We start from the raw sequence: 25,172 nt of genomic DNA on the forward strand, positions 1-25,172 counted from the left end.
ATTTATAATGATAAAAAAAAGAGTTTTATTTATTGGTATTGGTTTTTATGATTATGAAGATGCAATTATCGATGAATTTGTACAACAAGGTTATGAAGTTGATTATTTTTCTGAGACCCCTCCTAATTCATTTCGATATAGGATATTTCAACGATTTAAACAATATAAAAAAATTGAAGCTGTCAAAGAAAATCATAGTTTATCTATAGTTGAAAAATCTAATGGAAATTATGATTTGGTTTTTATTATTAAGGGAGAATCTTTTTCAAAAAATGCAATTGAGATTTTAAAAAACAAAAATCAGAATGCTAAATTTATTCTGTATTTATGGGACTCAATTCGCAGAATAGAAGGAATTGAAGATAAATTAGACTTTTTTGATAAGGTGTTTTCTTTTGATAGATTAGATTCAATCGATAATAAAAAACTTGTTTTTAATCCATTGTTTTTTAGAAACGAGTATTCCGTTCAAAATACGAATAGTATTCAAAAAAATCATATTTATCATTTAGGATGGTATCATTCAGACAGGTTAATCCTGGTACAAAAAATAGCAAATTATTGTGAGGAGAATAATTTCAGCTATCAATTTATTTTGTTTACAGGTTATGTTAGCTATCTAATTCAGAGTGTTTTTGGAGGACAGCTAAAAAAAAATAAAAAATTTTTGATATTTAAACCTGTTCCAGCAAAAGAAAACTTTAGTAATATTCTTAATTCTAAAGTTACCTTAGACATTGCTCATCCGTTTCAAAGTGGATTGACAATGCGTACTATTGAACTTATTGGAGCAGAAAGAAAGATTGTTACGACAAATGAAGATATTTTGAACTATGATTTTTATAACCCTAATAATATATTAATAATTAATCGAGATAATCCTGTTTTAGAAAAATCATTCTTTGAAACTGAATATATAGCAATTCCATCTGAAATTAGATCAAATTATGCAATACGGAATTGGTTAAGTAGGATGATAAATTAATATGTATGAAAATTGAAGATCTATTTTTTGTTATTGTTCTTTATAAAAATAATTTAGAGAATTCAAGAACTATTAAGACACTTGAAAATTCTTTAAACAAAAATATTAACTTATTTGTCTATGATAATAGTCCTGAGAGACAATATAAAGAAGAAGAATTTGTATACAGTAAGTTCAATATTAAGTATTTTCATGATCCCTTAAATTCTGGATTAAGTAAAGCTTATAATCATGCACTTGAATTAGCAGTTTACAATAAATCTTCATGGCTTTTGTTATTAGATCAGGATACTTATTTTACAAAAGAGTATATTGATTCAATTGAAATGTTAGAAGATAAATTAAACAATTCAACTGCCGCTATCATCCCAAGAGTAGATTCTTTAACAAATAATCTAAAAATTTCTCCGGCAAAGATTTTATTAGGAGGAATCTGCAGGCCATTTGAGTGTCAAGAAGGTATAATTAAATCAAAAATAAGCGGGATTAATTCAGGAACTATTCTAAAAGTTGATTATCTAAAGTCGATAAACGGATTTAATACTAACTATACATTAGACATGTTAGATCATTGGTATTTTAAAAAAATATATAATGATAAAAAAGATGTTTTTTTGCTTGATGCAGTAATTAATCAAGATCTGTCTGTTCTTGAGAATTTTGAAGATGCTGTTTCTCCTCAAAGATATAAACAAATGCTAAATGCAGAATATTTATTTATTAAGGAGGAAAGCTTTGCAAGCAAGGTTATTTTTAAATTAAGATTAATTTCGAGAGTTTTAAAACAAAGAAAATTTAGAAATAAAGAATATTACAAGTTTACTTTGAAGATTTTATTCCGATATACAAATGATTAAAAGAGTAAATTTCAATTTTTTATTTTTCTTAAAATTACTGTTTATCCCTGTTTTATATGAATTAGTAATAGGCGGGAGTGGGCATTATCTAGAGTTTGGTCCCGTAACATTTAGAATGGTATCTTACCTCTTAGCAATTTTTTTGGCAATAATATATTATTTAAATAAAAAAGTTATAAGAAAGGATGTAAGTATAATATTGATTTTATTTTCAGTAACCCTAATTCTTAGTTCTATTATAGGATGCATAAATAATGCTAGGCTTGATTTAATTTTAGAAGATTTAAAGCCATTGATCTTTTTCTACATATTATTGTTTTTTTCAATTGTAGTAAAAGATATTCGGGATATAAAAAAAATTTCCAAAATAATAAAAAATGGATCTTTAATACTAGGATTAATTTATATTTTGGTAGTACTATTATTATTTACTGGGAAAATAAATTTTACAACTTTTTACCAGCAACAAAGCGAAATAGGTGAAGTAATGTTTAGAAATGAAACCCTTTTCTTTTACAAAGGTTTTCTTTATTTATGTGTTGGATACTTTTTTTTCTTATTATCTGAAGGGAGAAAAAATAAACTTGGAGCTTTATTTTTATTTATCTGCATAATATTAACTCTTACAAGAGGGTTTATTTTATTTACAGTTTTAATAACCGGATATTACATTTTTTTTATTAATAAAAATGCAGTAGTAAAATGGATTGTTTTTTTATTTGGAATTATTGCTTTTACAATTTTAGTTCCTATATTACTAGAGACCTTGGGAGATAAATCAGATTCTGATAGTTCTCGATATTTGCAAATTAATGAAGTAATTGCAGCTATTAATCCGATAAGCTTTATTATCGGGCATGGTTTTGGTGTTGGAGTTAAGTCAAGGGAAATTCATATGGAATTATCCTTTTTAGAAATTTTTCATAAACAAGGCATAATTGGGTTAGCTTTTTGGATTGCTTTGTTTATTTTTATTTTCTTATCATATATGAAAATAAAAATAAAAACTTACAAAAAAATTGCTCTTCCTTTTTTATTAAGTGTGGTTTTTATTATTTTACAATCTACAACAAATCCATATATGAATAACCCGATTGGATTAATGATAATCTTGATTTCTATTGTAGTATTTTCAAAATTATTAGAATTACAAAAGAATATAACTTTATGATTACAGTTTGCTTAGCAACATACAATGGAGAAAAATATATAATAGAGCAATTAAATTCTATCTTATCTCAATTAGATATTAATGACGAAATAATTATTTCTGATGATCATTCAAAAGATAATACTGTAGATGTAATTCGTAGGCTCAATGATAACAGAATTAAGATTTTTAAAAATGAGAAAGGACAAGGGTATTCTAAAAATTTTGAAAATGCAATAAATAAAGCATCAGGAGATATTATTTTTATATGTGATCAAGATGATGTGTGGCTAGATTATAAAGTCCAGATTATGGTTGAAGCATTATCGACTGCTCCATTAGCAATACATAATGCATTAATTGTTGATGGTGAATTAAACTTGCTTAATGAATCTCATTTTGATTTATATAATGTGGAAAAAGGGTTTTTTAAAAATTTTTTAAAAACAAGATATATTGGAGCCTGCATGGCGTTTAGAAGAGAAATTTTAGATAAAGCTTTACCTTTTCCAAAAAACCAGAAGCTTTGTGCTTATGATTATTGGCTTACATTAATTGCTGAATATTATTATAAAGTTGAATTGGTTCGACAGCCTTTAATTAAATATCGAAGACATTTTAATAATGCTTCTACCGGAGGAACAAAAAGCAACAACTCATTGATGAAAAAAATAAGTATGAGACTTTATTCTTTATATCATTTACTTAAAAGATAATAAGATGAAGGATTTATTTAAAAGATATTCTTTTTTTCAATTAATAACATTAGGCTTTAATGTTGTTAGAACCAAATTTTTATTTAAAAAAGCTAGATTAATAAGATTTCCCTTTGATGTAAGAGGCAAAAAATTTATTTCAATATCAAAGGGGTTCACAACTGGTATAGGTTGTCGATTAGAAGCATATCCAGCAAACAGTAATAAAGTTCTTTTTATTGGGGAAAATGTTCAAATCAATGATTATGTACATATAACAGCAATGGAAAATGTTACAATAGGTAATAATGTTTTACTGGCAAGTAAAATTTATATTTCAGATTGTACACATGGAAGTTATTCAGGTGATAATAATGACAGTAATCCAAAAATTATTCCATCTGACAGACCTCTGTTTTCATCTCCTGTTTTAATTAAAGATAACGTTTGGTTAGGTGAGTTTGTTTCTGTATTACCTGGCGTTACAATAGGAGAAGGAACTATAGTAGGAGCAAATTCAGTTGTTACTAAAAACTTGCCTGATTTTGTAATTGCGGTGGGGATTCCCGCAAAACCAATAAAAAAGTTTAATTTTCAATCTCAGAAATGGGAAAAATATCTATAAAAAAATATGAAAAACATTTTAATTACCGGCGGAGCTGGTTTCATTGGAAGTAATTTGGCTCTTAAACTTATAGAAAAAGGACATAAAATAACAGTTTTAGATAATCTTTCAAAACAAATACACGGAGAAAATCCAGAAATTACTTCTCCTCTTTATAAAAGTATAAAAGATAAAGTTACTTTCATTGAAGGCACTGTAACGTCAAGAACTGATTGGGAAAAAGCACTTCAAAATCAGAATGTAGTTGTGCATTTTGCTGCAGAAACAGGAACTGGGCAATCGATGTATTGTATAGAGAAATATACAGAAGTAAATATTCAGGGAACTGCTATAATGCTTGACATTCTGGCAAATAATAAAAATTCGGTTGAAAAAATTGTAATTGCATCTTCTCGCTCTATATATGGGGAAGGAAAATACAAGCACCCAAAGTTAGGTATTGTATATCCATCACATAGAAAAGAAAAAGATATGCTTGCTGGAAATTTTGAGCTTACTTTTTTTGATGAAGAAGAACTTGAACTACTTGCAACTGACGAAGATTCTAAAATTCACCCATCTTCGGTTTACGGGATCACTAAGCAAAATCAGGAGCAGATGATAATGACCGTTTGCCCAACAATAGGAATTGCTCCAGTAGGGTTTAGATATCAAAATGTTTATGGTCCGGGACAATCTTTATCAAATCCTTACACGGGTATTTTATCTATTTTTTTCTACACAAATTAGAAACAATAATCCTATTCAAATTTTTGAAGATGGTAAAGAAACTAGAGATTTTGTTTTTATAGATGATGTTGTTGCTGCTACAATTCTTGGTATTGAAAAAGAAGAAGCAAATGGACATGTTTTTAATGTAGGTACAGGTGTTGCAACAGATGTTCTAGAAGTAGCAAACTCATTGATAAAAGCTTATGATATAAGTGTTCCAGTTACGGTTACTGGGAGATTTAGATTAGGAGATATTCGTCATAATTATGCTGATTTGACAAAAATTAAAAATCTTTTGGGATTTGAGCCTAAAGTTTATTTTAAAGAAGGTATTGAGAGATTTTCTTCATGGGTATTGGAACAAGAAATTCAAGAAGATAAACTTTCTAAATCTTTAGAAGAAATGAAAAAGAAAGGACTGTTAAAGTAATGAAGTTAGAGAATTTTCAAAATAAAAAAATACTTTTTTTTTCTGTAAAATTATTTAATTATGAAAATATTATTGCAGATAAATTACGTGATTTAGGCGCTCAGGTAGACTATTATGACGAAAGACCAAGCAACTCAATTTTTACAAAAGGAATAATAAGATTAAAACGTGATGTTTATAATTTGAAAATTTCTAAGTATTATAATGAAATATTAAAAAACATTGAAAAGAAACAATATGATTACTTCTTTTTAATTAAAGGAGAGGTTGTTCCTCAATATTTTATTGATAAAATAAAAGAATTTAATCCAGATATTATTTTATTATATTACACTTTTGACTCATTTGAAAATAATCCTAACGGACTCAATATTTTAAAAAATTTCGAAAAGAAATATACGTTTGATTCTAAAGACTCGGAGAGTTTTAATCTAAAATTTAGACCGCTTTTTTTTTCAGACGATTATTATACGCTTCTTAATGAAAATCAGCCTAAATATGATTTACTTTTTATTGGTACTGCACATTCTGATAGATACATTATTAGCGAAAAAGTTGGTAAATGGTGTCAAGAAAAAAAACTCAAGAATTTTGCTTTTTACTATTCACCAAGCAGAATTGTTTTTTTATTTTTTAAATTATTCGATTCTTCATTTAAGAAATTTAAATACAATAAAATCTCTTTTAATAGCTTAAAGCATAAGGAGATTCTTGATTTGTATAAGGAATCTAAAGTTGTTTTAGATATAAACCATCCAAATCAAAGAGGATTAACAATGAGAGTTTTTGAGGCTCTAGGAAGCGGTAAGAAGTTGATAACTACAAATCTAGACATTAAGAGATACCCTTTTTATAATGAAAATAATATTTATGTTATTGATAGGAACAATATCCATCTAGATTATCATTTTTTCAATTTGCCTTTTAAGGAGATAGATGTAGATTTAATTCATAGGATGTCTATTTCAGGATGGTTAGATGAATTATTTTTTGATGATTCGTTTAATTGGTTAAGTGCACAAAGTAAGACATAAAAGTATACTTTAAAAAAGTTAGAATGAATATATTATTGACAGGAGCAAATGGTTTTTTGGGTGCAATTATAAAAAATGAATTACTTGATGATAATAATAATATTATTACTTTATCAAGAACGAATTCTGATTATAAAATTTTACTTGAAGCAGAAATTCCATTTTTTAATGAGACATTTGATTTAGTTATTCATGCTGCAGGTAAGGCACATAGTGTTCCTAAGACAGAGATAGAAAAAAGAAATTTTTATGATGTAAATGTTTTAGGAACATTAAATTTATTAAAAGGACTGGAAAAAATAAAGTTGCCAAAGGAATTTGTATTTATAAGCTCTGTAGCAGTATATGGACAAGAAATAGGAACTAAAATTGATGAAAGTTATTCCTTAAAAGCTAGTGATCCATATGGGCTAAGTAAAATTGAAGCTGAAAATATAATTCTAAATTGGTGTGAAAGAAATGGAATAATTTGTACAATTTTACGTTTACCTTTATTAGTTGGAAAGAACCCTCCTGGCAATTTAGGAGCAATGATAAAAGCTATTGATAAAGGATATTATTTTAATATTGACGGAGGTAAGGCAAGAAAGAGTATGGTTTTGGCAAAAGATGTTGCATCCCTTATAAAATCTGCATCTTCTATCGGAGGAACTTACAATCTTACAGATGGTTTTAATCCAAGTTTTAATGAATTGAGTTTAGCAATCTCTAAAAATAGAAATAAGAAACCACCTTTTAATTTACCAAAAATTTTAGCCATATCGATAGGAAAACTAGGTGACTTTTTAGGATCTAAAGCACCACTTAATTCTTCTAAATTAAGAAAAATAACTTTGGATTTAACTTTTGATGATTCTAAAGCAAGAAAGCTTCTAAATTGGAATCCTCAATCTGTTTTAAATTTTATCAATAATAATCAAATCTGATTAAAAGATTAATTGTAAAGTAAATTTGATCAAAAAAAGATATTCTTAGTCAATTCAAAGCTATTTAAGAAAAAATTATACCAAATAATGGAATATATATTACTAGGATTTATATTAATGATTTTAATGTTGCTTTATTTTAAAGCAGCAGATCGGTTTAATATAATTGATAAACCAAATCAAAGAAGTTCGCATACTGAAATAACACTTAGAGGCGGTGGAATCATTTTTTGGTTTTCAGCCTTGCTTTATTTTGTGCAAAATGTAGCGAACAATTATTTTTTCTTTACAGGAATAACTTTAGTGAGCTTAGTAAGTTTTTGGGACGATATTCAAAGTTTATCTAATAAAATTCGAATTTCCATTCATTTTATAGCAATTACCTTAATCTTTTATGATTTAGGTTTGTTTAGTTTGGTTCCGGTTTGGAATGTGGTAATAGCTTACATTTTAGCAATTGGGCTAATAAATGCTTATAATTTTATGGATGGTATTAATGGGATAACTGGACTATATACTTTAGTTGTTTTAGGATCGTTATTATATGTTAATACAAAAATTCAGCTTTTTACTGATGGCAGTTTTATAAAATATGGAATTATTGCCAGTTTAGTTTTTCTGTTCTTTAATTATAGGAAAAAAGCAAAATGTTTTGCGGGTGATGTGGGTAGTATTGCAATAGCGTTTTGGATAATTTATTTAGTTTTAAAACTTATTCTTAATACAAGTTCTCTTATTTGGCTGTTATTTCTAGCAGTTTATGGAGTTGATGCTGTATGTACAATTATACATCGTTTGTACTTAAAACAAAATATTTTTGAAGCGCATCGTTTACATTTATATCAAGTTTTGAGTAATGAATATAAAATACAGCATAGAATAGTTTCTCTTTGTTATGCATTAGTTCAAGCGACAATTTCTTTCGGAGTTATATTTCTTTATCATAAAGTTGAAGACATAATTTTATTTGTAATTGTAATTATTCCTTTACTCTTGGTATATTCATCAAAGTTTTATCTGTTAAAAAAAATCAATTTAAGATTAAATATATGATCCCTAAAATAATTCAAGGAGGAAATTTTTCAGATCATAGAGGAACCATTTCCTATGTAAATGATTTTTGTTTTAAAGATATCGAAAGATTTTACATTATTAGTAATTCTGATGAAAACCCAATTCGTGCCTGGCAGGGGCATAAATTAGATGCGAAAAATTTTTATTGTGTAAGTGGGTCTTTTAAAATTCATTTTGTAAAAATTGATAATTGGGAAAATCCTTCAAAAGATTTACCTATCGAAACAATTGTTGTTTCTGAATCTGACAGTAAAATAGTTCATATTCCAGCAGGTTATGCAAATGCTGTACAATCGTTAGAAACAAATTCAAAGTTAATTTCATTTTCTACTTTACCATTAACAAATGTAAAAGAAGATGATGCTCGTTATCCTTCGGATTATTGGAATATAAATGTATAATAATAGAATTTATTTATCATTGTCTCAACAGAGTGGTTTTGAACAGGATTATGTTCAAAGAGCATTAGATTCTAACTGGATAACTTCAGGAGGACCAAATGTTGATGATTTTGAAAATAAGCTTCAGGACTATTTTGATGAAGATTCTTTTATAGCGGCTTTAAATTCTGGAACATCAGCAATTCATTTAGCGCTGATTTTATTAGGAGTAAAAACCAATGATGAAGTTATTTGCCAAAGCATGACATTTGCGGCATCAGCAAACCCAATTTTATATCAGGGCGCAATTCCAGTTTTTGTTGATAGTGAACCTGAAACTTGGAATATCTGTCCGGAAAGTATGGAAATTGCAATAAAAGACCGAATAAAGAAAGGTAAAAAACCTAAAGCTATAATTGCGGTCCATTTATATGGAATGCCATATAAAGTTGATCAGATTCATGCAATAGCAGATCAATATGAAATCCCAGTTATAGAGGACAGTGCAGAAGCTCTTGGAAGTAAATATAGGGGAAGGAAATGTGGTGCACTTGGAACTTTTGGAATTCTATCATTTAATGGTAATAAGATAATAACGACTTCAAGCGGAGGAGCATTGGTTTGTAATTCATCGGACTTAAAAGAAAAAGGGATTTTTTATGCCACTCAGTCAAAGGATAAAGCACCGCATTATCAACATAGTGAAGTAGGTTATAATTACAGAATGAGCAATATTTGTGCAGGAATTGGACTTGGACAAATAAAAATTTTGGAAAGTAATATTGAAAAACGAAGAAAAAATCATTTCTTTTATAGAGATGTTTTAAAAAAAATAGAAGGGGTTAAACTTTTAGAATCGACTGATGAAATTTTTTTCTCAAACTATTGGTTAAATACCATTATTGTAGAGCCAACTAAAAGTAGAAATAAAGAAAGTTTACGACTTATTCTTGAAAATGCAAATATTGAGAGCAGACCACTATGGAAACCAATGCACCTACAGCCAATTTTTGAGAAATATCCATACTACGGTAATAAAGTAGCTGAAGAACTATTTAATAATGGATTGTGTTTGCCATCGGGATCAAACCTCAAAGACGAAGATAAAGATAGAATTGAAAAAGTGATTAAAGCTTTTTTTAATTGTTAAATAATAAGTAAAAATAAAATTTATTAATATGAAAGTTGAAAAAACATTTATAGAAGATTTAGTGATTATTGAACCAAATGTTTTTGGAGATGAAAGAGGATATTTTTTTGAATCTTATAGTAAAACAAAATTTGAAGATTTAGGAATTAATATTGATTTTGTTCAGGATAATCAATCATTTTCTAAAAAAGGTACACTACGTGGACTGCATTATCAAAACCCTCCTTTTGCACAAACTAAATTAGTTCGTGTATTAGAAGGAGAAATTATAGATGTTGCTGTAGATTTAAGAAAAGACTCTGCAACTTATGGTAAAGCATTTAGTGTTTTATTATCAGCAGAAAATAAAAAACAATTACTAGTTCCACAAGGTTTTGCACATGGTTTTTCAGTGATTAGCGAAACAGCTTCTGTAATGTATAAATGCGATCAGTTTTATAATAAACCTTCTGAGGGTGGAATTAAATTTGATGATCCGTCATTAAATATTGATTGGGGAATGGATTTAAAAGATGCTATTGTTTCTGAAAAAGATCAAATACTTCCTTTTATTGAAAATTGTAACAGCTTATTTTAATGAAAAAAGTATTAGTAACAGGAGCAAACGGGCAGTTAGGGTCTGAGATAGCGGTTTTATCCAAGAATTACCCAAAATATGAGTGGATTTTTGCCGATAGGACAAAAATCACATTAGATGATTTAGATTTACTTCAGGCGCAATTAAAACAAATTCAGCCAGATATAATATTTAGCTGTGGTGCATATACAGCGGTTGACAGAGCAGAAACTGAAAAAGAATTAGCTTTTACTGTCAATCATTTAGCAATAGAATTAATTGCGAAGTATACTGCAGAAAATAATGTGAGTTTAATTCATGTTTCGACAGATTATGTTTTTGACGGTTCTTCTTCAACAGCTTTAGGTGAAGATTCAGATACAAACCCTATAAATATATATGGCGAAAGTAAACTAGCTGGTGAAATTGCTTGTCTAAAAGAAAACCCCAATTCAATTATAATAAGAACTTCTTGGGTTTACAGTAAATTTGGAAATAATTTCGTTAAAACAATGCAGCGATTAATGCAGGAAAGAGATGAAATTAATGTTGTAAATGATCAGATAGGTTCACCAACATACGCAGCTGATTTGGCTGAGGTTATGATTGATATTACTGAATCTTCAAATTGGGTTCCAGGTATTTATAATTTTTCAAATGAAGGGGAAATAAGCTGGTATGAGTTTGCGTTGACAATAAAAGAGTTTGGGGATTATAAATGTAATGTAGGAGGAATCCCTACTTCAGCTTATCCAACACCAGCAAAGCGCCCAAAATTTTCACTATTAAATAAAGAAAAAATAAAATCAATTTATAATTTGGATGTTCCTGATTATAAAGATAGTTTAAAAAAAATGTTTGTATAAACTAATTTTAAGATTGATAAGTTTATTGAAAATCTTTAAAATTTAAAAAAGACACTATGAAAGGAATAATTTTAGCAGGAGGTTCTGGTACACGTTTACACCCTCTTACGCTCGCAATGAGCAAGCAAATGATGCCGGTTTATGATAAACCAATGATTTATTATCCATTATCCACATTAATGATGTCAGGAATTAATGAAATATTGATTATATCAACTCCGCATGACTTGCCAAACTTTAAAAAATTATTGGGCGACGGTTCAAGTTTAGGGTGCAAATTTAGTTATGCTGAGCAAGCAATTCCTAATGGTTTAGCACAAGCCTTTGTTATTGGTGAAGAGTTTATCGGTAACGATGATGTAGCTTTGATTTTAGGGGATAATATATTTTTTGGATCTAATATGCAGGAATTGTTGAAATCAAATACAAAACCAGTAGGAGGAGTTGTTTTTGCTTACCATGTTTCAGATCCTGAACGTTACGGTGTTGTAGAGTTTGATGAAAATTTAAATGCGATTAGTATCGAAGAAAAACCAGAAAACCCAAAATCACATTTTGCCGTTCCGGGGTTGTATTTTTACGATAATTCGGTAGTAGAAATCGCTAAAAACATAAAACCAAGTGCGCGTGGTGAATATGAAATTACAGATGTAAATAAAGTATATTTAGAGAGAAAATCTTTGAAGGTTGGTATCTTAAGCAGAGGTACAGCCTGGCTGGATACTGGAACATTTAATAGTTTAATGCAGGCAGGTCAGTTTGTTCAGGTGCTTGAAGAAAGACAAGGTTTAAAAGTTGGCTGTATTGAAGAAATAGCCTGGAGACAAGGGTTTATTAATGATGAGCAATTAGAGAATTTAGCTCTGCCATTAGTTAAGTCAGGTTACGGATCTTATTTAATAGATTTTTTAAAACAAAAGAAAAGCGTTTCTAAAGTTTAATTTTAACTAATAAATAATTTTTTAATCTTTAATTTGTATTTTTGTAAGCCATACAAAAGTTTGCACAATTAAAATAAACCAAATTGGATACAGATAAACAAACCAAAATAGCATCCATATTGTATAACTCTTTTTCACCAAGGAATTTGAGAGCAAACATTAATAACCTTAGTTATTTGCCAAGGTGGATTATTGTTGCTATAGATGTAATGGTACTTCTTTTTTCTTTTACATTTACCTATATGCTGTTTGAAGGGACAGCTTTAGGATATATTATTGTTTCTCACGATTTTTATTTTGTTTTAAGTTTAATAATCGTAAACGTTTTTTTCTTTTGGCTTTTTAGAACTTATTCTGGAATTATAAGGCATTCATCTTATATTGATGCTATTAAGTTATTGTTCTCTCAAATGTCAGTGTTGGTGTTCTTTTTGTTTATAAATCTGGTTTATGAATTATATACAGGAGAAAAAGCATTTCTAAATACGGCATTATTTATCAATTTAGTTCTGTCTTTTTGCGGTCTGTTCTTATATCGTGTAATTGTGAAGCAGACGTTTGAATTATATTTCTCAGAAAAAACAAATTCAAAACTTATAAGAACTGTAATTTATGGAACTGATGCAAATGCAATTTCAGTTGCAAATGCATTAAAATTTGAAACTCCATCGCGATTTAAAATTGTTGGTTTTGTTGATAAAAATAATCAAAATGCATCGAAGAGAATGTTAGATCTTCCTATTTTGATTTTAAGGAAAAAACTTCCGGCTCTAATGCGTTCTGTTGCTGCAGAAGGAGTTATTATTGCTGATAAAAGTTTATCAAAAGATGAACAATTGATTATTGTTGATCAATGTCTTGAATTCAATTACCGTGTTTATACAGTCCCTCTAATTTCAGATTGGGAAAATCAAAAAGAGATTTCTCAAAAAGTAAAAAATATTCAGATTGAAGATTTATTAGAAAGAAAGCCTATTGTTTTAGATAGTAAGTCGATTTCTAAACAATTGAAAGATAAAACCATCCTTATTACTGGAGCTGCCGGTTCAATTGGTAGTGAGATAGTAAGACAGGTTCTTGGGTTTAATCCAAAAACGGTTATTATTTTAGATCATGCCGAAACTCCTTTACATAATCTTTGCTTAGAAACATTAAGCATGGATACAACTGCAAAAATTGTGGCAGTTATTACAGATGTAAAAAGCAAAAAAGCATTAGAAAAAGTATTTAAAAATTATAATCCGCATGTTGTTTTTCATGCAGCTGCTTATAAGCATGTCCCATTAATGGAGGAGAATCCATCGCAGGCCATTTTAACAAATATCAAAGGAACTAAAAATTTAGCTGACTTAGCATGTAAATATCATGTCAAAAAATTCGTGATGGTTTCTACCGATAAAGCGGTAAATCCTAGTAATGTTATGGGAGCCAGCAAACGAATCGCAGAGAAATACGTTCAGTCTTTATATTTGAAAAATCAAAAAGAGAATATACCTGGAGTTACAAAGTTTATTACTACACGTTTTGGTAATGTTTTGGGATCTAACGGTTCTGTTGTGCCTTTGTTTACTAAACAAATTGCAGAAGGAGGTCCTGTTACAATTACGCATCAGGATATTATTCGATATTTTATGACTATTCCAGAGGCTTGTCAATTAGTCTTAGAAGCCGGTGCAATGGGTAATGGTGGTGAGATCTATATTTTTGATATGGGTAAACCGGTAAGAATTATCGATTTAGCTAAAAAAATGATTAAACTTGCAGGATTTATTCCGGATAAGGAAATTAAAATAAAGATTGTTGGATTGCGGCCAGGTGAAAAATTATATGAAGAATTATTAAACGATACATCTAAAACTTTGCCAACGTATCATAATAAAATTATGATCGCTCAAGAAATACAAGATGAATATGAAAACCTGCATACTGATATAGATGAATTAATTGGAATTGCAGATTTTTATGATAATGAAGATATAGTAGCAAAAATGAAAAAAATTGTTCCCGAATTTAAAAGTATGAACTCAGCTTTTGAAGTTTTGGATAAGTAATTTTCTTAATAGTTTTAATAGTTGGAATTAATTTTAACTTCTTAATGAATTAATAAAAGGTGTTTTTTTAAACGCCTTTTTTGCTTTTTTAGAAGTTAATTAATTGATTAAAAATCTTGTTAATTTAGGTTTTTACCAGTAAAATAAAGACTCTTTAATAATTTATAAACACTATTAAGATAGATTGTAAATAATATAAAAATGAATAATAATACTGAAGATTGGTTATTCGAAATAACGCCTAAAAATAAATTCTTTTCACTAAATCTTAAAGAAGTTTGGCAATACAGGGATTTATTATTTCTTTTTGTTAAAAGGGATGTAATTACTGTATATAAGCAAACAGTATTAGGCCCGCTGTGGTATTTAATACAACCTTTGTTTACTTCTATTACCTTCACAATAATATTTAATAACGTAGCAGGAATTGATACTGGTTCTATTCCTCCATTTTTATTTAATTTAGCTGGTATTACTGTTTGGAACTATTTTACGGCTTGTTTAAACGGAACTTCTGATACTTTTAAATCTAATGCTGGAATTTTCGGGAAAGTTTACTTCCCAAGAATTATTACCCCTTTGTCAGTTGTACTTTCTAATCTAATTAAATTTGGAATTCAGTTCTTAATTTTCATCGCATTTTATATCTTTTATTATTTCCAGGGTTCAGATTTAAAATTAAATGTTTTGGTAATGTTTTTTCCTTTACTAATTATAATAATGGGAATTTTAGGACTGGGATTAGGAATGATAATTTCTTCTATGGTAACTAAATATCGTGATTTTATTTATTTAGTGGGTTTTGGAATACAATTGTTGATGTATTTATCAGCAGTGATGTACCCAATTAATTTAATTAAAGCAAAATTGCCGGCATACGGATGGATTGTTGAGTATAACCCTCTAGCTTATATCATCGAGACATCTCGTTATTTACTTTTAGGCTTTGGCGAAATTTCGGTCTTTGGATTAATTTATACTACAGTATTGACATTTGCTATATCCGTATTAGGTATTTTAGTTTTTAATAAAACAGAAAAAAGCTTTATTGATACAGTTTAACCTAAATTTTATTTTAATCTAATTACATTTTAGAAATTAATAATTAAGAATCATAATTGAAAAAAGATATTATTTTAAAAGCTGAAAATATTTCTAAACAATATCGTTTGGGACAAGTAGGTACAGGTACATTAAGTCACGATGTAAACAGATGGTGGCATGAAATACGCGGAAAAGAAAATCCATATTTAAAAATTGGTGAAACTAATGATCGTTCAACTAAAGGTACTTCAGAATATGTTTGGGCTATTCAGGATATTAATTTTGAAGTCGAACGTGGAGAGGTTTTAGGAATCATAGGTAAAAATGGTGCTGGAAAATCAACACTTTTAAAAATACTTTCAAAAGTAACTGCGCCAACAACCGGAAGTATAAAATCTCGTGGAAGAATTGCTTCTTTATTAGAAGTTGGAACTGGATTTCATGGAGAAATGACTGGTCGTGAGAATATATTTTTAAACGGTGCTATTCTGGGGATGACAAAAAAGGAAATTGCTTCTAAACTAGATGAAATTATTGACTTCTCTGGCTGTGAACGTTATATTGATACTCCTGTAAAAAGATATAGCAGCGGAATGACCGTTCGTCTTGCATTTGCTGTAGCAGCTTTTTTGGAACCAGAAATTTTAGTTATAGATGAGGTTTTAGCTGTAGGTGATGCCGAGTTTCAAAAAAAAGCTATTGGAAAAATGCAGGATATTTCTAAAGGGCAGGGAAGAACAGTTTTGTTTGTGAGTCATAATATGGCGGCAGTAAAAAGTTTATGTCATAGAGGAATTGTCTTAGAGAATGGAAAGGTAAAGTTTGATGGAAATATTGAACATGCTGTGAGTTATTATTTAAGTGGAGATTCTGAAATAGTAAACCAAAAAATATTTGGCAGTGATCATGAAACTGAAGAATTTAAACTGGAAAAGATTTCAATAAATAGCCAGGGAAAAACTATTTACGACCCTCTTTCTGAAAATAATGTTATAGAATTAAATACAACTATAATTTTAAAAAATCAGTTAAATAAAAATTATCATTTAACGTACCATCTATATAATGAAATGGGTGAAGCTCTTTTTTCTTTTTCTAATGGTAATGAAGAGTATGCATTAAATTATGGAAAAAATGAATTAGTGTGCATTTTTCCAGCTTCATTTTTTCAATCTGGACAATACTTCTTATCCTTATTTTTTGTAAAAGATAGAAGAGAGGCCATATTTATTGAGAATGATATAATGTCATTTACAATAGTTGATGGAAGCCGGGATTTAGGAGTCTATATGGGAAGAGAACCAGGTTATATTAAGCCTAAATTTGAATGGACAATTAAAAATAATTAAATTTTATCTTCGATAATTTTTCTCAAATAAGATTAGTAATAATCGGCAGGTTAAAAATTTAAAGCATAAGCTGATATTTTAAATTAAAATGATACTACAATACAAATTAAACTTTAATTATTTACATGGACGTTAAGATAAAAGTATCAGTCCATATGATTACTTACGGACATGAGCTTTACATTAAACAAGCTATAGAGAGCGTTTTAATGCAAGAAACTAATTTTGATTTTGAATTGTTTATTGCAGATGATTGTTCTCCTGACAAAACGCCAGAAGTTGTAGAATCAATTTTAAGGAATCATCCTCAAGCATTTCGAATTAAGTATCACAGGCATAAAAAAAATATTGGTATGAAAGCTAATGGACTTTATGCTTTAGATCAATGTTTAGGTAAATATATTGCATTTTGTGAAGGAGATGATTATTGGACAGATCCGCATAAGCTGCAAAAACAGGTTGATTTTCTGGAAAATAATACAAATTATTCGATTTGCTGGACAAAATATTTAATAAAACAAGAATCACAAAATTTATTACCATTAGAAAAGCCAGATTGGATTTCTCATATTGAAAAAGATAAAAATTTTCATATTGATTTAAATAACATTTTTGCCCCTTACTGTACATACACATTGACAGCTGTACTAAGAAGGAATATGCTGGATTTTACAATATTAAGAAAATTAAAACATAGCAAGGATAATAGCATTTATGCACTTTGTTTAAGCAAAGGAAATGGAATGTTAATGGATTTTTATTCAAGTGCATATAGAGTACATGGAGGAGGTATATTTTCAGGCGCTTCAATTTATAAGCAAAAGTTCTATAGTTACCTTAACTTAAAAGAGATTATTCTTAAAGTGCCAGATTGTGATAATGACAACATACGAAGTATTAGAAATCATCTTCTTAAGGAATCAATAAAATTTTGCCCTAATCGCTATTCCTTCGATTATTTAAATTTAATCTGGGATTTTGCTGTTTGTTTTGGTTTTAAAAAAAGCTTGAAATTAGTCGTTAATAAATTAAAAAATGGAAAATAATAATTTGGTCAGCATTATTATGCCCGCGTATAATGTCGCTAAATATATTCAGGCAAGTATAGATACTGTTTTAAATCAAACTTATACTAATTGGGAACTAATTATTGTTGATGATGGCTCGATAGACGATACTGCAAAAATCTGCAAAAAATATTTAGATACAGATAACAGAATTAAATATATCTATCAAAATAATGCTAAACAAGCTAAGGCAAGAAACAACGGAATTCAAATTGCGAAGGGAGATATTATTGCTTTTCTAGATGCCGATGATTTATGGCTGCCAAATAAATTAGAGTTAAGTCTATCTCATTTTGACTTAAATATTTACGATTTAATATTTACAGATTCTTATTATTCAGGTCAGGAACAAATAGATGTGTCTGATCTAACATTAGAGAAAATGAGAGTTCAGAATGGTGAATATTTTGGACCTACTTCAATTTGTGATTTCCTGAAAATGAATAAAATCCCAATTCTTACAGTATTGGTAAAAAAAGCAGTACTTGAAAAAGTTGGGTCTTTTGATGAAAAATGTGTTCCCGCAGAAGACTATGATTTATGGCTGAGGCTTTTAAAAAACAATTGTAAATTCAAAGCCATTAATATTCCTCTTTCTATTTATCGATTTCAGGAGAACTCCTCAACCGCATCAGACAGATTAGCAACAAATGCTGTATTAGAACTTTTGATGAAAAATTTCACTATCGATGAAGTCAAACGTATAAAGGCTGTCCCTTTTATTAAAAGTTGGATTATAAGATGGATTCAATTGTATTTAGCAGCTTCAAATATTAGCCAGCTTCAAATAATTTTAAATCATTTTAATTTTAATAAATTTCCTGTAAAAATAACTTTTATATTGGGTCGTTTTATTAGTATTGATAAATTTAAAAAAATAATAATAAAAGCAATCTAATTGAGTCCAACAGTATCTATAATTATTCCCTGTTTCAATCAAGGTCAATTCCTTGATCAATGTTTGCAGTCAGTACTAAACCAAAGTTATGCGAGCTGGGAATGTATTATCGTTAACGATGGGAGTAGTGATAATAGTGAGGAAGCTGCAAAAAAATGGATTGAAAAAGACAGCAGATTTAAATATTTATTTACAGAAAACCGCGGCGTTTGCCATGCACGAAACTTAGGAGCAGATATTGCAAAAGGGACTTATTTACTGCCATTAGATGCAGATGACTATATTAGTGATAATTATTTGCACGAATCTGTAAAAAACATAGACATTACAAATTCAAAAATAGTATTTGGACGTGCATTTTTCTTTGGAGAAAAAGACGAAGAATTTTCTCTGCAAAACGAAGTTGTCGTTCAGGACTTACTTCAATATAACAAAATTCACTGTTGCGGATTATTCAGGAAAAGTGACTTTGTTATTGCCGGAGGATATGATGAGAATATGAAATTTGGTTTTGAAGATTGGGAACTTTGGATCAATATGCTGAAAAAAGGAGGAAAGGCAGCCAAATTAGAAAACAGCTTTCTTTTTTATAGAATCAAAGAAAATTCCAGAAGTACAATAATTGACAATAACGAAATTAAGAATCAGGAAATGCTTGAATATATTTTTAAAAAACATATTCAAGCGTATGGTTACGATTCAATTTTTGAAATGTATAATAAAAATTTAGAATTACAGAATGCCTTTAAAAACCTGCACACTTCTTTTTCTTTTAAAACAATATTTTTTCTGTTATTAAAAAAAATAAAAGATAAATTCAAAAAGCAAAGATGATATCTATTATTATTTGTTCCAGAAGTACTCAAATTGACCCGATATTTTTTAATAATATCACAGAAACAGTAGACTCTGCTTATGAATTAATTATAATTGATAATTCAGAGAACAAACACTCTATTTTTGAAGCCTACAATCTCGGAATTAAAAAAAGCAAGGGAACTTATTTATGTTTCATTCATGATGATATCAGATTTCATACAAAAGGCTGGGGAAAAGCAGTAATATCTATTTTTCAATCTGATGCCGAAATTGGATTAATTGGTATAGCCGGAACAAAAGTTAAAGGCAAAATGATATCTGGATGGTGGGATTGTCCTGAAGAATACAGAGTAATGAATATAATGCAGCATCTTAATTCAGGAAAAACCGAACACTGGAATATGGGCTGGAGAGATAATTCTGTCGAAGAAGTTGTTGCTGTTGATGGTGTTTTTATGGCAATGCCTAAAAAAGAAAAAATATCTTTTTCTGAAAAGTTTAAAGGTTTTCATAACTACGATTTAGATATCTCATTTAAGGTTAAAAAGTGTGGTAAAAAAATAGTTGTAACGAATCAAATTTTATTAGAGCATTTTTCAGAAGGACAAGTAGATGCAAATTGGGTTAAATCGACATTGAAAATACATAATTATTATAACAAAATTTTACCGCTTACAGTAGAGAATAATTTAAGTAAGGATGAATTAGAAAGTATCGATTTTGAAAACTTAAAAAAAATGATTTATCTGGCTTTTACATACAAAAGACCGTATTTGGCATTTCGTATTTGGTTTAAGTTTTTTTTAAAACACCCAAAAAATAAGTTTCATAATTATTTTTTAAGAGAATTTATAAAATTGATTTAAAAAATGCTGGCAATAATTATTCCTTATTTCAAGCTTGAGTTTTTTGAAGAAACATTGTCGTCGCTTGCCAATCAGACTAATAAAGAGTTTAAAGTTTATATAGGTAATGACGCGAGCCCGGAAGATTGCTCAGATATAATAGAAAAATACAAACAAAAAATAGATTTAGTATACCATAATTTTGAATCTAATTTAGGAAGTATTTCATTAATTCAGCAATGGGAACGCTGCATAGAACTTTCGAAAAACGAAAAATGGTTAATGCTCTTAGGAGACGATGACATTTTAGGAAATAATGTCGTCGAAGAGTTTTACAATTTTATCGAATCAAATGATAAAGAAATTGATCTAATTAGATTTAATCTTAACGTTATTGATGAGAATGGAGACTTAAAAAGCCAGTTATTTGATCATGAAGTTCATGAAACATCTCAAAAATTACTAGATCAGATGCTTTTAATGAAGGAAACCATAACCGCCAGCGAATTCATTTTTAGTCGAAATGTTTATAATCGAAACAATGGATTTGTAGAATTCCCGCTTGCATGGTTCTCGGATTATGCTACATGGCTGGTATTTAGCAAAAACACTGGAGTTTTTTATATAAAGAATGCCTTAGTGTATTGGAGACTTAGCCAGAGTAATATATCTTCTGTTGTAGCTACAGAGAAAAACATTCAGTTAAAAATAAAAAGTCTTTTTTTGTTTATGTATTTTCTACAGATCAATTTTAACATTGAACGTAAAAGACTAAAAGATTATACACATGCACAGCTAATTAATTTTTTTGGTAATATTTCAGATTTTGTAAAAATTAGAATTTTAAGAAAAGAATTTTTCAAGTTCAGATTTAAATTAGCAGATATAATCATTCTAGAGTTTATTTTTGACCGTATTAAGAGAAAAAAAATAAAAAATTTATGGAAGTATTTGTACCGCACTTAAAGGATAGAAATATTTACCTTGATGAAATTATTTGTTTTTCAGATTGTAATTTTATTTTTAGCGATTTTAATAGTTATAAAAACACTTATAAAATTGTAAATATTCATTTTCCAGAAGCTATTTTCAATTGGATCGTTCCAACAGATGAACAGTTAAATGATCTTGAACAAAAAATTTTAGACTGGAAAAAGCATTCAAAAATAATTTACACTTTAAACGATATCAAATCGCATTACGACGAAGAAAATAAGTTTGCAGATTTATTTAGATTAGTACAAAAACATGCAGATGGAGTGATTCATTTAGGGAATTATTCGTTAGAAAAATACAAACATCTTTTTTCTGTCAATTGTCAGCATACAGTTATTTATCATCCTTTGTATGATAGTTTAATTGCAGATTTTGCGATTGCAGATTTTCAGGAAAAATTTCAATTAAATTTAAAAGATAAATATGTTGTTTCAGTAATTGGAGATATAAGATCAATGGAAGAAGTAAAACTTATCTTTAAAGTTTTTAATAAAATTCCGCACAAAAATAAGTTTTTGATTGTTCCTAATATGTTTGTATTTATGAAACTGCCAAAATTTTTCCCATACCGTTTTAGAAATATATACAGAAGAGTTGAAGAGTTTTTGTTTTGCTTTCCACTTCGAAAAGAACAATATTTTTTTAATTTTAAATTTATAGATTATAACTATATGGTTGATTTAGTTAAGAATTCATCACTAGTTGTTATTCCGAGATTAAAAAATTTAAATTCAGGAAATCTGTATTTGGGGTTGAGTTTTGATAAACCAATGATAATTCCAAAAGTGGGAAATTTGACAGAAACGGCAGATTATTTTAATTTTCCATTACTAGATTTGCAAAAGAAAAATTATGAAGAAGTGATTGATGCTGCAATGGCTTTAGATCAAAAAGCTTTTTTTAAAACTAAAGAGTATCTGGAAAAGAAAGATAAATTTAAAGCCAGTACTATTGCGGCACAATATGATGCTTTTTTTTACCAATTGATAAATAATTAAATGGATCCGTTAGTTTCTATAATTGTTCCCTGCTATAATCAGAGTCAGTATTTAACTGAGGCGCTCGATTCAATATATAATCAAACTTTTACGAATTGGGAATGTTTAATTATTGATGACGGAAGTACCGATAATACGGCTGAAGTAGCAAAATGCTTTGTTGATAAAGATTCCCGTTTTGCCTATTTTTTTAAAGAGAACGGTGGAGTCAGCAGTACAAGAAATTTAGGATTAGAAAATGCAAATGGACAATATATTCAGTTTTTAGATTGTGATGATGTTTTAGATTCTAGAAAACTAGAATTGTCAATAAAAGAACTGGAGTTAAATAAAAAGATACAAATCGTCATATCTAATTTTAGAATGTTTACGAACGATGTAAAAGCTTCATCTCCTCCATTTTGCATTTTAGATCCTGTATATTTTAATCTTGACGGATTTTTATACGAATGGAACATATCATTTTCTCTTCAAATGCAATGTGGTTTTTTTGATGCTTTATTGTTCAAAAATATTCGTTTTCCTGATAATTTGTCAGCACAAGAAGACTGGGTTGTCTGGGTAAGTTTATTTAAAACAGGATGTAAGGCAGCTTTTATAGATCAACCATTAGCATATTATAGAATTAACCCTAATAGCAGGATGTCAACTTTGGGTATCGATGATAATAAAGTAAAGGTTCTGAAAAGTTTTAAATCTATTCTTACTAATGATGAATACTACAAATTTACTTTTACTTTAATTTCAAGAATTTATCAGTCAAATGAAGAGGTTAAAAAAAGACTGAAAGAAGTTAGAAGTTCAAATGCTTATCAAACAGGTTTAATGATTAAAAAGATTCTAAAAAAAATGGGACTGTTAAATGTTTCAAGATCTTTTTTTAAAATAATACTTCGATTCAAAAATAAATAATGGCTAAACTTTCTATAATTATACCAAGCTATAACCATGGCGAATTTTTAATCGACAGATTAGAAACTATTTATAATCAAACATACAAAGATTGGGAAGCAATTATTATTGATGATAAATCGACAGATGACAGCGTAGCAATAATTGAAAAGTTTCTTAAAAACAATCCTGATTTTAATATCAAATATTTTATAGTAAATGAGAATAATTCAGGAAGCGGTTACAACTCTTGGAAAAAAGGTATCGAACTTGCCGAAACAAAATATATCTGGATAGCCGAGACTGATGATTATTCTGATGTAACTTTTCTGGAAGAATTAATTCCTGTTTTAGAATCTAATGAAAAAGTTTCTCTGGCTTTTTCTGCCAGTCATTACGTTGAGAACAATAAAATTACCTACGATTCATCAAACAGAACAAAAGATTTAAACGTTAATAAAAATGAATATAAAGTAATAGATAAAAGTGTTTTCTTTAAAAGAATGCCATTTGATACTTACATAACAAATGGAAGTTCAGTTGTATTTAAAAAACCAAACGTAACTATACCCGATACTATCTTTACAAATAAACAATGTTCGGACATTTTTTTATGGTCATATTTATTAGAAAACAGCTCGTTTGCATTTTTAAATAAAAACCTAAATTATTTTAGAAGGCATGCTGGGTCAACATCTACATTTTTACAAAAACATAAATTGGAGAGCATTTATCATGAAAATGCTAAATACTTGAATCTTTTTAAGCAGACGGATAAATATCCCCAATTTATTAATCATTATATTAAATACTATATCTGGAGTCATAAAAAAGATTTTTTAAACACCTCGAGCGTTCGAAAAATACAAATTAATAAAAACCTAAGACTGCTATATTTTCTTGAATTAATTCGTTTCACAGCATTTAAACTTTTTAGAAAATGAGCATTTCTCCTTTGGTATCGGTTATTATTACAACTTATAACAGGGCTTATTATTTAAAAAAAGCTATAGATTCTGTTTTTAATCAGACTTATAAAAATTTAGATGTTATAGTAGTTGATGACGGAACGATTGGAGATGAAAATCAAAAGTTATGTTCGAAATATGATTCTATAACATACTTAAAAATCAAAAACTCCGGCGGCCCTTGTAAACCTAGAAATGAAGGTATAAAGATTTCGAAAGGAGAATATATCATTTTTTTAGACGATGATGATCTTTGGGAACCTAATAAAATAGAAATACTTCTTGATGTTTTAGAAAAAAATCCGTCATTTGGTTTAGCACATCATTATTGTAAATTAATTGATGAAAATGATAATGAATTAGACAGATATGTAGGTAAGCCAGGTAAAATTGAAGACAAGCATGGTGATATATCAATGAAAATGATCGGGAACTATACCGTTAGTGATTATCCTCTTACTCGGGCAGGAATTATTAAAAAAGTAGGCTTTTTTAATGAAAAAATGATTGCAGCTGGTGAAGATGTCGAATATTGGAACAGGGCCTCGTTTTTTACTAAATTTTATTATGTCGATTTACCACTCACAAAATACCGAATACATTTTTCAAACAATTCAAAGATTAACGAAAAAGAATATTTAAAATTAAATCTCTTCAATAAAGAATTTATAACGGAATATAAAAACAAAGGGATTATCTCAAAAAAAGATTATCCCAGATATATCCAAAAACTGGTACACAATCAGATAAAGATGTTTAAATTAAACTATTTTAAAAGTTTAAGCATTTTAAATAAGTTGGATTCTTTCTGGTTTTTCAATTGGAAAAATTTAAAATTATTTATTTTTATTTTAATAAAGAGGTAA

At 28.4% G+C, this 25,172-nt stretch carries 27 protein-coding genes; all 27 read left to right on the top strand.

What is annotated here, in order from left to right; all coding sequences use genetic code 11:
* Positions 1-7 precede the first annotated feature (7 nt).
* The 27 genes from LUU93_RS09755 to LUU93_RS09880 all read left to right on the top strand — a co-directional run bounded on the left by LUU93_RS09755 (position 8) and on the right by LUU93_RS09880 (position 25,172).
* Positions 8-985: a WaaS/CpsH family glycosyltransferase gene (locus LUU93_RS09755; RefSeq protein ID WP_232680754.1), complete on the top strand. Its 978-nt coding sequence runs from the start codon at positions 8-10 to the stop codon at positions 983-985.
* A 5-nt stretch (positions 986-990) separates the two neighbouring features.
* Positions 991-1,842 carry a glycosyltransferase gene (locus LUU93_RS09760; RefSeq protein ID WP_232680756.1) on the top strand — a complete coding sequence of 284 codons (852 nt, stop codon included), beginning with the start codon at positions 991-993 and terminating at the stop codon, positions 1,840-1,842.
* The gene (locus LUU93_RS09765) at positions 1,835-3,013 is read left to right on the top strand and encodes an O-antigen ligase family protein (RefSeq protein WP_232680758.1); all 1,179 of its coding nucleotides are present in this window, start codon (positions 1,835-1,837) and stop codon (positions 3,011-3,013) included. The genes LUU93_RS09760 and LUU93_RS09765 overlap by 8 nt, the downstream gene beginning before the upstream one ends.
* Positions 3,010-3,708, top strand: coding sequence for a glycosyltransferase family 2 protein (locus LUU93_RS09770; RefSeq protein WP_232680760.1), 699 nt, complete (start codon positions 3,010-3,012; stop codon positions 3,706-3,708). Before LUU93_RS09765 ends, LUU93_RS09770 begins: the two co-directional genes overlap by 4 nt.
* A 4-nt stretch (positions 3,709-3,712) precedes the next feature.
* Positions 3,713-4,312: an LbetaH domain-containing protein gene (locus LUU93_RS09775; RefSeq protein WP_232680762.1), complete on the top strand. Its 600-nt coding sequence runs from the start codon at positions 3,713-3,715 to the stop codon at positions 4,310-4,312.
* Positions 4,313-4,318: 6 nt separating this feature from the next.
* Entirely contained in the window at positions 4,319-5,041 is a 723-nt protein-coding gene (locus LUU93_RS09780) for an SDR family NAD(P)-dependent oxidoreductase (protein WP_255669442.1), read from the top strand.
* Positions 4,974-5,453 carry an NAD-dependent epimerase/dehydratase family protein gene (locus LUU93_RS21700; protein WP_255669443.1) on the top strand — a complete coding sequence of 160 codons (480 nt, stop codon included), beginning with the start codon at positions 4,974-4,976 and terminating at the stop codon, positions 5,451-5,453. The genes LUU93_RS09780 and LUU93_RS21700 overlap by 68 nt, the downstream gene beginning before the upstream one ends.
* Positions 5,453-6,487, top strand: a complete 1,035-nt coding sequence (locus tag LUU93_RS09785) for a WaaS/CpsH family glycosyltransferase (protein WP_232680765.1) — start codon at positions 5,453-5,455, stop codon at positions 6,485-6,487. Before LUU93_RS21700 ends, LUU93_RS09785 begins: the two co-directional genes overlap by 1 nt.
* Positions 6,488-6,510: 23 nt before the next feature.
* Entirely contained in the window at positions 6,511-7,413 is a 903-nt protein-coding gene (locus LUU93_RS09790) for an NAD-dependent epimerase/dehydratase family protein (protein ID WP_232680767.1), read from the top strand.
* Positions 7,414-7,500: 87 nt separating this feature from the next.
* The gene (locus LUU93_RS09795; protein ID WP_232680769.1) at positions 7,501-8,466 is read left to right on the top strand and encodes an MraY family glycosyltransferase; all 966 of its coding nucleotides are present in this window, start codon (positions 7,501-7,503) and stop codon (positions 8,464-8,466) included.
* Complete coding sequence (locus LUU93_RS09800) at positions 8,463-8,888, top strand: cupin domain-containing protein (RefSeq protein ID WP_232680771.1); 426 nt, start codon at positions 8,463-8,465, stop codon at positions 8,886-8,888. The genes LUU93_RS09795 and LUU93_RS09800 overlap by 4 nt, the downstream gene beginning before the upstream one ends.
* On the top strand, positions 8,881-10,017 hold the full coding sequence (locus LUU93_RS09805; RefSeq protein ID WP_232680773.1) for a DegT/DnrJ/EryC1/StrS family aminotransferase: 1,137 nt from the start codon (positions 8,881-8,883) through the stop codon (positions 10,015-10,017). Before LUU93_RS09800 ends, LUU93_RS09805 begins: the two co-directional genes overlap by 8 nt.
* Before the next feature lie 28 nt (positions 10,018-10,045).
* On the top strand, positions 10,046-10,594 hold the full coding sequence (gene rfbC, locus LUU93_RS09810; protein ID WP_232680775.1) for a dTDP-4-dehydrorhamnose 3,5-epimerase: 549 nt from the start codon (positions 10,046-10,048) through the stop codon (positions 10,592-10,594).
* Complete coding sequence (gene rfbD / locus LUU93_RS09815; protein WP_232680778.1) at positions 10,594-11,439, top strand: dTDP-4-dehydrorhamnose reductase; 846 nt, start codon at positions 10,594-10,596, stop codon at positions 11,437-11,439. Before rfbC ends, rfbD begins: the two co-directional genes overlap by 1 nt.
* Positions 11,440-11,495: 56 nt before the next feature.
* The gene (rfbA, locus tag LUU93_RS09820; RefSeq protein ID WP_232680780.1) at positions 11,496-12,380 is read left to right on the top strand and encodes a glucose-1-phosphate thymidylyltransferase RfbA; all 885 of its coding nucleotides are present in this window, start codon (positions 11,496-11,498) and stop codon (positions 12,378-12,380) included.
* An 83-nt stretch (positions 12,381-12,463) separates the two neighbouring features.
* Positions 12,464-14,431 (top strand): polysaccharide biosynthesis protein, encoded by a 1,968-nt coding sequence (locus tag LUU93_RS09825; RefSeq protein WP_232680781.1) that lies wholly within the window; start codon positions 12,464-12,466, stop codon positions 14,429-14,431.
* Between the two features lie 201 nt (positions 14,432-14,632).
* A complete protein-coding gene (locus LUU93_RS09830; protein WP_232680782.1) occupies positions 14,633-15,493 on the top strand; it encodes an ABC transporter permease in 861 nt (286 codons plus the stop codon).
* A gap of 56 nt (positions 15,494-15,549) precedes the next feature.
* Positions 15,550-16,824 carry an ABC transporter ATP-binding protein gene (locus tag LUU93_RS09835; protein WP_232680783.1) on the top strand — a complete coding sequence of 425 codons (1,275 nt, stop codon included), beginning with the start codon at positions 15,550-15,552 and terminating at the stop codon, positions 16,822-16,824.
* A 125-nt stretch (positions 16,825-16,949) separates the two neighbouring features.
* Positions 16,950-17,870 (top strand): glycosyltransferase, encoded by a 921-nt coding sequence (locus LUU93_RS09840; RefSeq protein WP_232680784.1) that lies wholly within the window; start codon positions 16,950-16,952, stop codon positions 17,868-17,870.
* Positions 17,860-18,789 (top strand): glycosyltransferase family 2 protein, encoded by a 930-nt coding sequence (locus LUU93_RS09845; RefSeq protein ID WP_232680786.1) that lies wholly within the window; start codon positions 17,860-17,862, stop codon positions 18,787-18,789. The genes LUU93_RS09840 and LUU93_RS09845 overlap by 11 nt, the downstream gene beginning before the upstream one ends.
* Complete coding sequence (locus LUU93_RS09850) at positions 18,790-19,623, top strand: glycosyltransferase family 2 protein (RefSeq protein ID WP_232680788.1); 834 nt, start codon at positions 18,790-18,792, stop codon at positions 19,621-19,623.
* Complete coding sequence (locus LUU93_RS09855; protein WP_232680789.1) at positions 19,620-20,474, top strand: glycosyltransferase; 855 nt, start codon at positions 19,620-19,622, stop codon at positions 20,472-20,474. Before LUU93_RS09850 ends, LUU93_RS09855 begins: the two co-directional genes overlap by 4 nt.
* Before the next feature lie 3 nt (positions 20,475-20,477).
* Positions 20,478-21,419: a glycosyltransferase family 2 protein gene (locus LUU93_RS09860; protein WP_232680790.1), complete on the top strand. Its 942-nt coding sequence runs from the start codon at positions 20,478-20,480 to the stop codon at positions 21,417-21,419.
* Positions 21,395-22,447: a hypothetical protein gene (locus LUU93_RS09865; RefSeq protein ID WP_232680791.1), complete on the top strand. Its 1,053-nt coding sequence runs from the start codon at positions 21,395-21,397 to the stop codon at positions 22,445-22,447. Before LUU93_RS09860 ends, LUU93_RS09865 begins: the two co-directional genes overlap by 25 nt.
* The gene (locus tag LUU93_RS09870) at positions 22,448-23,359 is read left to right on the top strand and encodes a glycosyltransferase family 2 protein (protein WP_232680792.1); all 912 of its coding nucleotides are present in this window, start codon (positions 22,448-22,450) and stop codon (positions 23,357-23,359) included.
* Positions 23,359-24,282: a glycosyltransferase family 2 protein gene (locus tag LUU93_RS09875; RefSeq protein WP_232680793.1), complete on the top strand. Its 924-nt coding sequence runs from the start codon at positions 23,359-23,361 to the stop codon at positions 24,280-24,282. Before LUU93_RS09870 ends, LUU93_RS09875 begins: the two co-directional genes overlap by 1 nt.
* Entirely contained in the window at positions 24,279-25,172 is an 894-nt protein-coding gene (locus LUU93_RS09880; RefSeq protein ID WP_232680794.1) for a glycosyltransferase family 2 protein, read from the top strand. Before LUU93_RS09875 ends, LUU93_RS09880 begins: the two co-directional genes overlap by 4 nt.

Source organism: Flavobacterium soyae (assembly GCF_021245985.1).
Classification (GTDB): Bacteria; Bacteroidota; Bacteroidia; order Flavobacteriales; family Flavobacteriaceae; genus Flavobacterium; species Flavobacterium soyae.